The following is a 14,789-nucleotide window of genomic DNA, read 5'->3' as shown; positions in this document are numbered from 1 at the left end:
TACAAAGTAGTTCTTTATAAAATTATTATTCTTCATAAACTAGAAAATTCCTTTATTTAAATTACCTATTAACCTAAGTTTTTTGAAATTTCCCATAGTTCATTCATTTCATCTAAAGTCATACTTGTTAATTCAATATTCTTATCCTTAGCTGCTCTTTCAATATACTGAAATCTTTTTATAAACTTGTCTATAGTATAATTTAATGCTATTTCTTCGTCTACTTTCAGAAACCTTGCAATATTTACACATGAAAATATTAAATCTCCGACTTCTTCTTCTATTTTCTCCACATTTTCTGTATTATATACATCAATTACTTCTTTTAACTCTTCTTTTACCTTACTTACAGCAAAATCTATATTTTCAAAGTCAAATCCAACCTTACTTGCCTTTTCTTGAATCTTATGTGCTCTTAAAAGTGCAGGTAGTCCCTTTGTTATTCCTTTCAGTTCATCTACAACACTATTATATCCCTTTTCTTTCTTCTTTAACTCATCCCACTTTATTAGTACATCTTCTGAAGAATTCAATCCATCGGCATCTTTAAATACATGAGGATGCCTACTTATCATTTTATTGCAAATTCCTTCTATCACATCTCCTATATCGAAATATCCGTCTTCTTTTCCAATAGATGCATGAAAAACAACTTGAAGAAGTACATCTCCTAATTCTTCGATTAACGAATTATCATCATCTTGATCTATTGCGTCTATTACCTCATAGCTTTCTTCTATTAAAGCCTTCTTAAGAGACTTATGAGTTTGTTCTCTATCCCACGGACATCCATCTTCACCTCTCAAAACTTCTATTATATCTAAAAAGTCATTAAAGTCTTTTTTGTTTTTTAAATCCTTTGGTATATAAATAGATGTTAAATAATCTATATCCTCCTGCATATCCAGTTCAAATAACGGTATCTTTCTTATGCTTTCCTGACCTTCTATTCCGGCTGCTCTTACATAATAAATCTCTGTTTCATCATTATAGCATTCTAGCAATCTTAATTTAACTTCTGATGCTATCAATTGATTGTATACCTGAGTAACAATTGTTCCTATTCTTTTGTCTAAAATTTGGTTACTTATGTCAAAAGAGTCTATAACCTTTAACCCCTCTATAGGATCAATCTTAAGGCTTTCAATCATTGCATCGATAAAACTTACTGCTGGTATAACTTTATATTCTATTCCATTTTCTTTACATAGTTCTATTAAGTTAAATACTGATTTTTCTGCAACCAATGGATGACCTGGAACTGCATAAATTAAATCAGTCATATTCTTATGTTTATTAATTATGTCTTTTGCGATATTTAAGTATACTTCATCAAAATTATCTATGCTATCATAAATATTATCATAAGTATCAAATACAATATTTTTTTCCTTCAGGTAATCTACTGTTGGATGCTTTTCTGTTCTTAGAAATATATGCTTGCTTGCTTCGAGTTCATTTATTGTTCCTATTGTCAATGCATCCTTACTTCCTGGTCCTAATCCCACTATCTTAATCATTAGAATTTCTCTCCTTTTTACTTTCTTTTAAATCTATCTCTTATTTCTTCAACATTAAATACCTTGAATACAATTATCATTATAATATATACTATCATACCCAAAAATATAGATGTCAAGCAAGATATTCCATTACTAATTGTATTCTTATATAAAATATTATAACTTATTAATACAATTAACATCATAATACTGGATGCATAGCAAGGTTTTATTAATATTTCGTATAAATTAAGTCTTACTCTTAGTGTAAATTTCATCATCACTATATTTAAAATACTTACTGTTAAATAAGCTCCAAAGCTCGCCAAAACAGCACCATATATGTTAAACATTTGCATAGGAACTAATACCCACGTTAATACAATTTTAATCAAACACCCAATCAAGAGGTTAATAACAGGTTTTATATAATGCCCTGTTCCTTGTAGTATTGCTGTTGTTGTTTGAGTAATTATTATAAAAGGAATTGTTAATGATAAATATTTTAATATCTCTATTCCTTCAAACCTGCCTGGAAATATAAACTTCATTACTGGTTCAGCTAAAAAGAATAACCCAAAAGTGCACGGAATAGCAATTACTGATGCCATTTTCATAGATGCATCTATTTTACTTTTTAGCTCTTTCTGTTTCTTAAGTATGAAATTCTCAGCTATGATAGGAATTAGAGATGTACAAATAGCCATAGAAAGAGTTAATGGAATATTTACAATTACAGACGCTTTACCTGTTAATTGCGCATATAATACAGTTGATTGTACATTTGTGAATCCCGCATCTAATAGTTTTTGTGGTACTAAAATGGAATCTATTAAATTCATAATACTTGATACTGTAGTACCTAATGATATTGGTATTGCAATCTTTAATATAGTATTTAATATTTCTGGATTGCTTTTTATTTTTTTAATGGCATAACGTTTCTTTACTCTTTTATAATTCGAGTATAAATAAGCTCCTCCAAGAACAGCTCCCGCAGTTGCTCCAAATGCTGCACCACCTGCTGAGTACTCTATGCCTCTAGGTAGTAAAAATACAGCAAGTCCAACACCGAATATGACTCTACCAATCTGCTCTATTATCTGTGATATAGCTGACGGAGTCATATTTTGTAACCCTTGAAAGAATCCTCTAAATATAGTTACAAATGATATTACAATTGGTGCAAATGATATTCCGATTAATGAATAATACGCTTTTGGATCCCACTTCAAAAATAATACTATTGGTTTTGCAAAAAAGAATAATGCTAAAGTTGTGCCTGTCCCTATTATTGTCATTAAAATAGCAGATTCTTTCATTACTTCAAAGCTTCCATATATATCATTTGTTGCATTCTTTTCTGATATCATCTTAGAAATTGCAACTGGAACTCCAGAAGCCATAGCTATAAAAAACATATATAGCGGGTATGACATTTGATAATATCCAATTCCCTCATCTCCAATTAACATTATTAGTGGCCATCTAAAGAATAGACCTAAAAATCTTGTTAATATTCCTGCAACTCCAAGAATTATGCTCCCTCTTATTAGGGATTGTTTTTTCATAAAACACCTCCAACCTTACATGTTACTAATTAATTATTATTGTAAGTTTGGAGGTATTATTCCTTTTATTTTCATAATGTGGTTATTTATAAGTATTATTGCTCCATTTGTTTACCTAAGAATGCTGCTGCTGTCTCAACTAGCTTTGTTTCAACTTCACCAAGCTCTCCATCTTCTTTTGAAAGAATAATTACAGCTCCTATTTCATCACCCTCAGCTATGATTGGTGATATAACTTGACTAGTATACTCTGTTTCATCGTCATCATTATGTAATGGTATTACTGCGTTATCAGCTTTATTTAATAATACAGTTTTTCTTCCGTCCATTATCTTTTCTAGCTCACTGCTTACTTTTCTTTCTATGTAGTCTTTTTTTGGTGCACCACTTACTGAAACAAATGCATCTTTATCAGCTATTAGTACTACATGACCTATAACTTGTTGCAAGCTTTCACAATATTCCTTTGAAAAGTTAGTAAGTTCTTCAATCGGTGAATATTTTTTTAAAATTACTCCACCATCTCTATCGGTAAAAATTTCTAAAGGATCCCCTTCTCTTATTCTTAAAGTTCTCCTTATTTCCTTTGGTATTACTACTCTTCCTAAATCATCAATTCTTCTAACAATTCCTGTTGCCTTCATTGGTTATATAACCTCCTTTGAACTCTATTAATTGGTTGCACTATTATTATTTGAATTTCTAGAAATTTTATACACTTATAGACAAATTTTATATTAATTATTTTTTTGTTAATATAAATGCTGTTATTTCAATGTAATACATATAGTAGAAACAAAAATAGGACTACTTTGAATAATCAGAGATATTTCAAAGTAGTCCTAACTTTCATTATTAACAGCTAAATTATTAATAGCTACCTAATTATATTTTAGTATTATAATTTATCTTCATAAGTTTTTACTTTTAGGTCTGTTTTCCATTCTGTAATCTTAGAACTTAAAGCATCTTGTTGCTTTTGTTGTAATAATGATGATTTTATTTGATCTTTAACTTGTTCAAAAGGAGTTACTTGTGAGTCTTTTAATCCAGTAGCCTTAATTATATGATATCCGAACTGACTCTTTACTGGCGCTGAAATTTCCCCTTCTTTCAAATTCTTAAACCCATCCATAAATTCAGCAACTAATTGTGTTGAGTTATATGCTACAAATCCTAAACTACCACCATTATCTTTAGTTCCTGAATCTGTTGAGTTTTCCTTAGCTAATTTCGCAAAATCAGCTCCAGAATCTAATTTTGCTTTTATAGCGTTAGCTTTTGTTAATGATGCATCATAATCTATTGATCCATCACTAGCCTTTTCAGCTATTAGAATATGTGATGCATTCGCTCCAGCTCCTTGTGTATATTTTGAATCCTTATTTTCATTATAATATGTTTGAACATCGTCATCAGTAACTTCTATATCTTTCACTATATCTTGTTGAACAGCCTGCATTATAACATTATTTTTTACAACATCTTTTAGCTGATCTTCAGTCAATCCATTTTGCTCTAGAACACTTTCAAATTGTCCTTCTTCTGAATACTGAGATTTAATTTGAGCTATCTGATCATCAACTTGCTTATTTATATCATCATCAGATGGCTTAAGATTTAACTCAGTAGCCTTTTGTAATACTACTTTTTGAGTTACTAAGCTATCTAATTCCTGTTTTTTTGCTTGTTGTAACTGATCTTTAACTTGAGCATTACTTTCATAATTATCTCCATACTGCTGTTTTAGTTGTGCAGTATACTTTTCCATTTCTTTATCTAAATCACCTTTTGTTATTTTTTCATTTCCAACTGTTGCAAGAACTGTTTTCTGTATCGCTTCTGGTGTTTTCTCAATCATTTTGCAACCCATAGCCGATACCGCAATTGTCACCATAGCTAAAGCTGCAACAAATTTTTTTAATTTTTTCAAAGTTTTCCCCTCGCTTATTCTAGATTTAAACCCACTAAAAATAACTTTCCACATAAATATATATAATTTAGACAAGCTAAAATCACTTTTCAAATTCTACTTAAACAAAACTTTCTAGAATTATAAAACGAAATTTGAAAAGCTAAATTAATTTTTGTCGGACGATATTATTCTTTTAGGTTTCTTACTGTAAAAATTCATAACATTAGTATATCAATATTGCTTTTATAATTCAAATTTTTTACACTATTTTATTTCTTCTACTTTTCTTTTATATCATAGATTTGTTACAATATTATGTCATCGAAAACTTCCTTCAGAAACTCCAATTTATTTTCCTTCTTAATATATTTTAATTTAAATGCGAAATAAGGGTTTGAACCAAACTTTAGTACTACGCTATTCTTATATTTTTCCATCAATATTTTAAATATATTTTTATATTCACTTTCACCTTGTGAAAACTTGAACAATAATTCTTTTGGAGTTTCTTTTATCTCTTCAATGAATATAGATTTAGCTCTACTCTTTATATAAGCAATATCCATTAAATTATACACAGGTTCTGGTATCTTAGAGTATCTATCTTCTAGTTCTTCTTTGATATCACTATAATCGTCTAATCCCTCAATTGCAGCAATTTTCTTATAAACTTCAATTTTTTGAATTTCATCTTCTATATAATTTTCTGATATAAAGGCATCTACTTTTATATCTAAGGTTGTTTCTATAGGTTCTTTTTGAATTTCACCTTTAAGAAGTTTAACAGTATCTTCAAGCATTCTGCAATACAGATCATATCCTATAGAGGCCATATGTCCATGTTGAGAAGATCCCATCATATTACCTGCACCTCTAATTTCCAAATCTCTCATAGCTATTTTAAAACCAGAGCCCAATTCAGTGAAATCCTTTAATGCTTTAAGCCTTTTTTCAGCAACTTCTGTTAATACTTTATCCTTAGTATATAGCAAATACGCATATGCAATTCTATTTGATCTTCCAACTCTACCTCTAAGCTGATATAACTGAGAAAGTCCCATCTTATCTGCATCATATATTATTATAGTATTTACATTTTGAATATCCATTCCAGTTTCTATTATAGTAGTGCAGACTAATACGTTATACTCTTCTGACATAAAGTCAAACATTTCCTTCTCAAGTTGTCTTTCTGCCATTTGACCATGAGCAATTCCGACCTTACTCTCTGGAACTAACGATTGAACATACTTAGCCATCCTTTCGATATCTTCCACTCTATTGTATACGAAGTAAACTTGACCGCCTCTACCTATTTCCCTAAGAATTGCGTCTCTTATAAGCTGATCATTTTGTTCAACAACATATGTTTGGACAGGGTATCTTTCTTCTGGTGGTGTTTCTATGACTGAAATATCCCTAACTCCACTTAGCGACATATGCAGGGTTCTAGGAATTGGAGTTGCACTTAGAGTTAAAACATCAACATTTTTCTTAATTCCCTTAATCTTTTCTTTTTGCTTAACTCCAAACCTTTGCTCCTCGTCTACTATTAATAAGCCCAGATCTTTAAATTGAATGTCTTTAGATACCAATCTATGAGTACCTATTAAAATATCTAAATTACCTTCCTTCACCTTTTGAAGTATTTCTTTTTGCTGTTTCGCCGTCCTAAACCTGCTGACCATGTCTATCTTTATCGGAAAATCCGAAAATCTATTTTTTATATTTTTATAATGTTGCTCTGCTAAAATGGTAGTTGGAACTAAAAGAGCAACTTGTTTTCCATCCATTACTGCTTTAAATGCAGCCCTTATAGCAACTTCTGTTTTACCATATCCAACATCTCCACATAAAAGTCTATCCATAGGTTTATCAGATTCCATATCTATCTTTATTTCTTCTAGTGATGTTAATTGGTCTGGAGTTTCTTCAAACGGAAACTCATCTTCAAATTGTTTTTGCCATTCAGTGTCCTTGGAAAACTTATGTCCTTTTACAGTACTTCTCATTGCGTAAAGCTTAACTAGATCTTCAGCTATTTCATTTATTGATTTTCTTGCCTTTGCTTTTGCTTTTTGCCATTCAGCGCTTCCAAGTTTATTAACTTTAGGTGACTTTCCTTCACTTCCAATATACTTTTGAATTAAATCTAATTGATCTACTGGAACATATAATTTATCGCCTTTATCATAAACAATATCTAAATAATCTCTTTTATGGCCTCCAACATCTATTTGTTTAATTCCCTTGTATACTCCGATACCATGATTTGCATGTACTACGTAATCTCCCGGCTTTAATTCCGCAAAGCTCTTGATTTTAGAAATTCCCTTTTTCTTTGCCTTACTACTTTTTAATTTTCTCTTTGCCGCACCAAATACTTCTTTATCTGATATTATACATACTTTATATTGGGGATATTCAAATCCTCTCAACTGATTACCAAAAGTTATTACAACTTCACCATATTCAATTTTATCAACAGTATCCTTATAGACACTTTCTATACCTCTATCTCTTAATGTTCCAACTAAACGTTCCCCTCTAGCTCGAGTTCCTGATAAAATTAGTGTCTTATATCCTAAATTCTTTTTACCTAATATTTCGTCAATTAATAAATCTAGCTGACCTTGATAGTTATTTAATGTTGTTTGAGCTACATTTACTATTGATAGTGGCTTTAGCCAGCCAGAAACTTTTGTCAATGCTTCGATAAAAGCAATCTTTTCATCTTCAAATGATTCTAATACTTCTTCTTTATTTATTAATAAATTTCCTTGCCCGGGAAATATATCTCCTCTTTGAGAAAAAGCTGTGAAATTTTCTTCAAACTCTAAATAAGTTGATTCTAATTTTCCATTACATCTTTGAACATTATCTACTATAAAGAAATAATTCTTAAAATAATCAAAAAGACTTTCTGTTTCTTTGGTAAAGTACGGAAGATAACTATCTATTGTTTCAAAAGACGAAGTCTCTTCTAGTAGTTCTAAGTTTTTATTTAATATTTTTCTTAGTTTTTCTACTCTTTCACTATCTTTATCACTTTCCGCAATTTTATTAAACTCTTCCTTAAGCTTATTTCTTCCAACCTCTAACATCTCTTCTGAAACTATTACTTCTTTTGCTGGGAAAATATCTATCTTTTTAACTTTCTCAATACTTCGTTGAGATTCTGTATTAAAGGTTCTTATTGATTCTATTTCATCGCCAAAAAGTTCAACTCTATATGGATAAGTTGAACCTGTTGGAAATACGTCTAATATGCCTCCTCTAAGTGAAAATTGTCCTTTGCCCTCAACCATTTCCACTCTTTCATAACCTGATTGAATTAATTTCTTTGATATATCGGCAAGATTAACTTCATCGCCTTCTTTAAATTTCATGCTGTATTCCAAAAACAAATTATGAGGAGTATATTTTGCAGCAAAAGCTTCTATTGATGTCACTATTATTTTTTTCTTATTATTTAATATTTCATTTATTACTTTTAATCTTGCCCATCTCAAATCTCCAGAGATAGCATCAATATTATAGAAAACCATTTCCTTTACTGGAAAATAATATACCTCACTAGTATAAAATATCAAATCTTCATAAAGATTTTTTGCCTCCATATCGCTTTGAGTTACAATCACAATTGATCTGTTAGTATTTTCAAATATTCCACTTATAATGTATCCTCGACCTGATTCAGATGCACCATATATACCAATAGGGTATCTTTTACTTTCAATCCCTTGTATTATGTCTTGAAATTCTAAACTACTTTCCAAGGGCTCCAATAACCCTTTTAATCTCATCCCATGCACCTTCCTTAAACTGTTGTACTCGCCTTGAACCCATTGAACTGATTCATAGCTGTCTTAACATCATTTTTAATTATTTCCGCCACCGCCTTTGTGGACGCTTCTATACTTTCACTTAAAATAGCAGTTTCTTCTTTTGTAAATTTACCTAATACATGCTTTACTAAATCTCCATTAGGTTGTCCTACCCCTACTTTTATCCTTGAGAAAATTTCACTATTTAAATGTGCTATAATGCTCTTTATTCCATTATGCCCTCCAGCACTTCCTTTTTCTCTTATTCTTAATTTTCCAACTTCTAGGCTGATATCATCATATATAACTAATATCTCATCGTTGTTAAGGTTATAAAAATCAACTACTTCTCTTACACTTTCACCACTTAAGTTCATGTAAGTAGTTGGCTTTAAAAGCATAACCTTTTTTCCATTTATAAAACCTTCTCCATACATACCTTTAAATTTTTGCCTGTTTATTTCAATATTATACTCTTTTGCAATATTATCAATAACTTTAAAACCAATATTATGTCTTGTATTCTCATACTCATTCCCTGGGTTTCCAAGACCTACTATTAAAAACATACTTGTGTCCTCCTTAGCGCTCTTATCTAATCTTATTATTTTTATATTTTGTAAGAGAAAATGTAAATGTGACTCCTATATTAGGATGATTCTTGACCCATACTTCCTCACCTTGTTGCATAATTATCATTCTTACTATTGGCAATCCGAGTCCAGTACTAACTTTGTTTGTTCTAGATTTATCTGATTTATAAAATCTATTCCATATATGCCTTATTTCTTCATCTGCAATTTTAGGTCCATTATTATATATCTCAACAAATACTTTAGACCCCTTGGAATATGTACTAATTCTTATAATTCCATTATTTCCGCAGTATTTTATTGCATTATCTAATAAATTAGTTATGACTTGCATTGTCTTGTCTTCATCAGCTTTTACATAACAATTCTGGTCTTTCAAATCTATTTTTAACATTATTTGCTTTTCTCTTATCTTTTGTTCATTATTTATAACACATAATCTAATTAACTCATTTATATCGTTCTTTCTTATATTGAATTTTAATTTACCTGATTCAATGGCTGATAAATCTAGTAAATCATTAATTAATCTTGTAAGTCTTTTTATCTCACTGTATACTATGTCTAAATAATATCCTTCTTTATCCCTTGGAATTACTCCATCTATTATTCCAGCAATAAATCCCTTTATAGAAGTTATTGGTGATCTCAACTCATGAGAAACATTTGATATAAAATCTCTTCTATTATTCTCAACCTTTTCTAAAGACTCCGCCATTATATTAAATGAACTTGCCAACTCACCAATCTCATCACACGATTCTATATGAACTCTTTTATTAACTTCTCCATTAGCAAACCTTTTGGCTGCCTTGTTTATTTCAGCTAAAGGATTAATCAATATTTTCTTTGAAACTAATGATAAAACTACAGATGCAAATACCATTGCTCCTAATGCCGATATCCATACAATAAGATATATTCTATGCAACTGTTTACCTATTGTTGATAAAGGAGCTGTCATGACAATATATCCTTGAAACTCATCATCTTCTAATATCGGATATATATAGGTGTAACGATCTCCAATATACTCTACTGGCTTTCCATCCAATAAAGAATATTTACTATTATCTAGATTCTCTGGTTTATTGTCTATCTCCTTAGTACTTGAAGTTTTGGAGTATATATATATATTATCAAACTTATCAGAAACAGTAATATCAGCATTTGCTCCAACACTTGACATATCCACTATAGCCTGTAATTTATCATATTCCAATGAATTTTTGTTAGAATTGTATGTTTTTATAGATTCGGATATATACTCTCCATCTTTCTGAAACTGCACCTTCTTTTCAGTAAAATATGTTATTCTAAACCATATAGATAATAACCAAGCTAATGAAACTAAAACAATAGTCAAAATAACTATAAATGTTATTATAAGTTTTTGAAGTAAGCTTCCACTCTTTTTCATTTAATTTACCTCAAATTTATAACCAACACCCCATACTGTTTGGATTTCCCACTGTTCTCCACTACTTAATTTTTCTCTTAATCTTTTTATATGAACATCTACAGTTCTAGAATCTCCTGGATAATCATATCCCCATACTTCACAAAGTAATTGCTCTCTCGTAAAAACTTTATTTTTATTATTAGCCAAATAATATAATAGTTCAAATTCCTTTGGTGGCATTTTTATTTCTTCTTCATTATATATAACTTTATACGAAGTTGAATCTATTGATAAATCACTTAATTTTATTACTTCATTTTTAATATTCTCTGAAGAATATCTCCTTAATACAGCTTTTACTCTGGCTAACAACTCTTTAGGTTCAAAAGGTTTTACTATATAATCATCTGCACCAATTTCCAGTGCTAAAACCTTATCAAAGGTGTCCCCCTTTGCTGTAATCATTATAACTGGAGTTTCCTTCTGTTTTCGTATCCATTTTAGAATATCAATTCCATCTATATACGGTATCATAACATCAAGCAAGACAATATCTGGATTATATTCTAAATAAAATTCTTGAGCCTCTTTACCATTCAAGGCTATCTTTGTATTATATCCAGAGCTTTTTAAATACATGTCTATAACTTCACTAATGTTTTCATCGTCATCCACAATCAGAACCTTGGTTGTAACTCCATCCACTCTTCTTTCCTCCTTAATTTATTACTATTACATAAGCATTCATATCCTAATATAACATAAATATACTATTTATTATAGAAAACAAAATTATCCTTTAATTATAATAAATATTCTAAAAATATATAAGTATACTAATTATTTAATAGATCCTATTTTAATTAAATCATAAAACTTTTCTCGTTTACAATCTTAATATCGACTTAATAAAATAAATTTATTTAACTATAAAAAATAGAATATATATTCACCCTAATTACTTAGAGTAAATATACATTCCTTTCAATATCTTATTTATTTAAAAACTCTTTAAATTATTATTTATTGTTGACATTCAAATAACTTACTTATTGGTTGATCATCATAAATTCTCTTTATTGCTTCTGCAAATAAAGGAGCTACTGATATAGATCTAATTTTGCTATTATCGTTACCTTCTTTTAACGGAATTGTATTTAATAGTACTAATTCTTCAATTGCTGAAGTATTTATCCTGTCCATTGCAGGGCCAGACAATACTCCATGTGTACAGCAAGCATATACATTCTTAGCCCCTAAATCCTTAAGTGCATTCGCTGCATTTGCAATAGTTCCTGCTGTATCTATCATATCATCAATTAATATACATCTTTTTCCTTCAATATCACCAATAATATTCATTATTTCTGAAACATTTGCCTTTGGCCTTCTCTTATCTATGATTGCTATTGGAGCATGTAAATTATCCGCAAATTTTCTTGCCCTCGTTACACTTCCTAAATCTGGTGAAACTACAACAACATCATCTTGATCTACTAATCCTTTTGATATATAATGCTCAGCAAGTATCGGTGCTCCAAGTAAATGATCTACTGGAATATTAAAGTATCCTTGAATCTGAGATGCATGTAAATCCATAGTTAAGACCCTGTTTGCTCCCGCTGCAGTCAATAAATCTGCAACCAGTTTTGCGGTTATAGGATCTCTTGATTTAACTTTCCTATCCTGCCTAGCATATCCATAATACGGAATAACCGCTGTAATTCTACCCGCTGATGCCCTTTTAAATGCATCAATCATAATTAGCAATTCCATTAGATTGTTATTAACAGGTGAAGATGTAGATTGAACTATGAACACATCATTCCCTCTAACAGTTTCATTAATATCAACAGATATTTCACCATCGCTAAAAGTTGAAACCTTAGAGTTTCCTACTGGAACTCCTAAAATCTCTGCTATATCTTGAGCTAACTGTGAGTGCGAATTTCCAGTAAATACTTTTATATTTCTTCCATGAGTTATCATAATTGAGAAGACCTCCTTAAAATTTTGGCTGATTTATTATTAAAAAATTATTTTTTTAATCCCTTTTTATCTACCCATCCACTGATATTTCTTTGCTTAGCTCTTGCAACTGCAAGATCACCTTCTTTTACTTCAGATGTAATGGTCGATCCTGCCGCAATATAAGTATTATCGTGAATTGTGACAGGTGATACCAAATTGGTATTACAGCCTATAAAGCTATGATCTCCTATAATAGTCTTATGTTTATTCTTACCATCATAATTTACAACTACTGTACCACATCCGAAATTACATTCCGATCCCACTTCTGCATCTCCTATATAAGTTAAGTGAGAGACTTTAGTTCCATCTCCAATAGTAGATTTCTTTATTTCTACAAAATCTCCTATTCTTGCATGCTTACCAATTGTCGTTTCTGGTCTTATATACGCAAACGGACCAACAGTAGTATTATCACCAATATTACTATTTAATATAACTGAAGCTTGAACATCTACCTCATTACCAATATTACTATCAACAATTCTTGAATTTTGATAAATTAAGCAGTTATTACCTATCTTTGTATTTCCCTCTAAAATATTATTAGGATATATTATTGTATCTTTGCCTATTTCAACATCAATCCCTATATATGTTGTTCTATGATCAATTAGAGTAACTCCATTTTCCATATGCATAAGATTTATTCTATTCTTAAGTATTTCTTCTGCTTCTGCTAACTGAACTCTTGAATTTACTCCGATAGTTTCCTCATATTCAGTTACGACTGCACCTATTTTTTTACCTTGAGATTTTAATATTCCTATAGCATCTGTAAGATAATACTCACCTTGTCCATTATTATTTGTTATCTTGTTTAATGCATCTACAAGTAGCTCAATATCAAAACAATATATTCCTGAATTCATCTCATTTATCTTAAGTTCTTCTTCAGTGCAATCTTTATGCTCTACAATTTTTGATACGCCGTCATTCGTTCTTACTATTCTTCCATAACCTGTAGGATCATTAACTATTGCTGTTAATATAGTTGCTGAATTTTTTGCTTCTATATGTTCATTAAATAGCCTTTCAATTGTTAATTGCTTTATTAAAGGAGTATCACCAGTAAAAATTGCGACTACTCCTTTCTTATCCTTTAAGAACTCTTCAGCACACTTAACAGCATGACCAGTTCCTAATTGTTCAGCTTGCATTGAATAACTAACATTTCTATCTAATGTTCTCTCTTTAACAAGCTCAGCACCTTTCCCTATAATTACATCTATATCATCAATTCCTGATTTTCTTATCGAATCTATAACATGTTTTAGCATTTCTTTACCACATACTTTATGCAATACTTTAGGTAAATCAGATTTTATTCTTTTACCTTGACCCGCTGCTAAAACCAGTGCACATTTATACATTATATACCACACCTCATTTATAAATTTATATTAACACGATTATTTACTTACAATAATCGGTTAAATATTCATATCAATTTAATTATATTGGAAAGCTACTCTTATTTCAACCCATTAGTACATTTAATATTTGGCTATAGAAATACTTTATGACAAAACAAAAGGAAGTTATTAAAACTTCCTTTTGTTAAAATCCTAGCCTTCTACAACTTCTTCTGAGACTGCTTTTTCATAAGCTTCTAAAATTGCAGTTTGTATTTTTTCTCTTGCTTCTGTATTTATTGGGTGAGCTATATCCTTAAATTCTCCATCTGGTGTTTTTCTACTAGGCATAGCAATAAATAAACCCATTTGTCCTTCTATAACTTTGATATCATGAACTACAAATTCATTATCAAATGTGACAGAAACTATTCCTTTCATTTTACCTTCTGATGCAATTTTTCTAATCCTAACATCTGTTATTTGCATTTTACTCCACCCCTCCCAGTTGCCTTAAAAATATTTAATATTATATAATTTCTCCACAAATTTCTAAATTCCTTTTTTATATTTGATAAATCCTTATAAAATTT

11 protein-coding genes are annotated in these 14,789 nt (G+C 30.0%); all 11 read right to left on the bottom strand.

The genetic code is table 11. The features are described from left to right. Positions 1–68 precede the first annotated feature (68 nt). The 11 genes from mazG to spoVG all read right to left on the bottom strand — a co-directional run bounded on the left by mazG (position 69) and on the right by spoVG (position 14,685). Positions 69–1,520, bottom strand: a complete 1,452-nt coding sequence (gene mazG / locus L3B96_RS17460) for a nucleoside triphosphate pyrophosphohydrolase (RefSeq protein ID WP_017209501.1) — start codon at positions 1,518–1,520, stop codon at positions 69–71. Between the two features lie 17 nt (positions 1,521–1,537). Then, positions 1,538–3,073 (bottom strand): polysaccharide biosynthesis protein, encoded by a 1,536-nt coding sequence (locus L3B96_RS17455; RefSeq protein WP_011967454.1) that lies wholly within the window; start codon positions 3,071–3,073, stop codon positions 1,538–1,540. A 95-nt stretch (positions 3,074–3,168) separates the two neighbouring features. Next, positions 3,169–3,717 carry a stage V sporulation protein T gene (gene spoVT / locus L3B96_RS17450; RefSeq protein ID WP_011967453.1) on the bottom strand — a complete coding sequence of 183 codons (549 nt, stop codon included), beginning with the start codon at positions 3,715–3,717 and terminating at the stop codon, positions 3,169–3,171. Positions 3,718–3,971: 254 nt separating this feature from the next. Next, on the bottom strand, positions 3,972–5,006 hold the full coding sequence (locus L3B96_RS17445; protein WP_238900300.1) for a peptidylprolyl isomerase: 1,035 nt from the start codon (positions 5,004–5,006) through the stop codon (positions 3,972–3,974). Positions 5,007–5,293: 287 nt separating this feature from the next. Next, the gene (mfd, locus tag L3B96_RS17440; RefSeq protein ID WP_238948196.1) at positions 5,294–8,794 is read right to left on the bottom strand and encodes a transcription-repair coupling factor; all 3,501 of its coding nucleotides are present in this window, start codon (positions 8,792–8,794) and stop codon (positions 5,294–5,296) included. Positions 8,795–8,808: 14 nt separating this feature from the next. After that, positions 8,809–9,384: an aminoacyl-tRNA hydrolase gene (gene pth, locus L3B96_RS17435; RefSeq protein WP_238900302.1), complete on the bottom strand. Its 576-nt coding sequence runs from the start codon at positions 9,382–9,384 to the stop codon at positions 8,809–8,811. A gap of 22 nt (positions 9,385–9,406) precedes the next feature. Continuing rightward, complete coding sequence (locus L3B96_RS17430) at positions 9,407–10,828, bottom strand: HAMP domain-containing sensor histidine kinase (protein WP_238900303.1); 1,422 nt, start codon at positions 10,826–10,828, stop codon at positions 9,407–9,409. Next, positions 10,829–11,515, bottom strand: a complete 687-nt coding sequence (locus tag L3B96_RS17425; protein ID WP_011967448.1) for a response regulator transcription factor — start codon at positions 11,513–11,515, stop codon at positions 10,829–10,831. It lies immediately after the preceding gene. 318 nt (positions 11,516–11,833) lie between these two features. Then, entirely contained in the window at positions 11,834–12,799 is a 966-nt protein-coding gene (locus L3B96_RS17420) for a ribose-phosphate diphosphokinase (protein ID WP_011967447.1), read from the bottom strand. 47 nt (positions 12,800–12,846) lie between these two features. After that, on the bottom strand, positions 12,847–14,214 hold the full coding sequence (glmU, locus tag L3B96_RS17415; RefSeq protein ID WP_238948195.1) for a bifunctional UDP-N-acetylglucosamine diphosphorylase/glucosamine-1-phosphate N-acetyltransferase GlmU: 1,368 nt from the start codon (positions 14,212–14,214) through the stop codon (positions 12,847–12,849). A 195-nt stretch (positions 14,215–14,409) separates the two neighbouring features. Beyond that, entirely contained in the window at positions 14,410–14,685 is a 276-nt protein-coding gene (gene spoVG, locus L3B96_RS17410; RefSeq protein WP_011967445.1) for a septation regulator SpoVG, read from the bottom strand. Positions 14,686–14,789 lie beyond the last annotated feature (104 nt).

The sequence above is a fragment of the Clostridium sp. YIM B02569 genome (assembly GCF_022320765.1).
In the GTDB taxonomy this organism is placed as follows: Bacteria; Bacillota; Clostridia; order Clostridiales; family Clostridiaceae; genus Clostridium; species Clostridium beijerinckii.
Note: the sequence above shows the minus strand (reverse complement) of the source record. Positions and strands in the feature narration are given on the sequence as shown.

What these genes read in the sequence shown, in the direction of transcription:
- mazG (WP_017209501.1), bottom strand. Translation starts at nt 1,520, where the DNA reads ATGATTAAGATAGTGGGATTAGGACCAGGAAGTAAGGATGCATTGACA.
- L3B96_RS17455 (WP_011967454.1), bottom strand. Translation starts at nt 3,073, where the DNA reads ATGAAAAAACAATCCCTAATAAGAGGGAGCATAATTCTTGGAGTTGCA.
- spoVT (WP_011967453.1), bottom strand. Translation starts at nt 3,717, where the DNA reads ATGAAGGCAACAGGAATTGTTAGAAGAATTGATGATTTAGGAAGAGTA.
- mfd (WP_238948196.1), bottom strand. Translation starts at nt 8,794, where the DNA reads ATGAGATTAAAAGGGTTATTGGAGCCCTTGGAAAGTAGTTTAGAATTT.
- pth (WP_238900302.1), bottom strand. Translation starts at nt 9,384, where the DNA reads ATGTTTTTAATAGTAGGTCTTGGAAACCCAGGGAATGAGTATGAGAAT.
- L3B96_RS17430 (WP_238900303.1), bottom strand. Translation starts at nt 10,828, where the DNA reads ATGAAAAAGAGTGGAAGCTTACTTCAAAAACTTATAATAACATTTATA.
- L3B96_RS17420 (WP_011967447.1), bottom strand. Translation starts at nt 12,799, where the DNA reads ATGATAACTCATGGAAGAAATATAAAAGTATTTACTGGAAATTCGCAC.
- glmU (WP_238948195.1), bottom strand. Translation starts at nt 14,214, where the DNA reads ATGTATAAATGTGCACTGGTTTTAGCAGCGGGTCAAGGTAAAAGAATA.
- spoVG (WP_011967445.1), bottom strand. Translation starts at nt 14,685, where the DNA reads ATGCAAATAACAGATGTTAGGATTAGAAAAATTGCATCAGAAGGTAAA.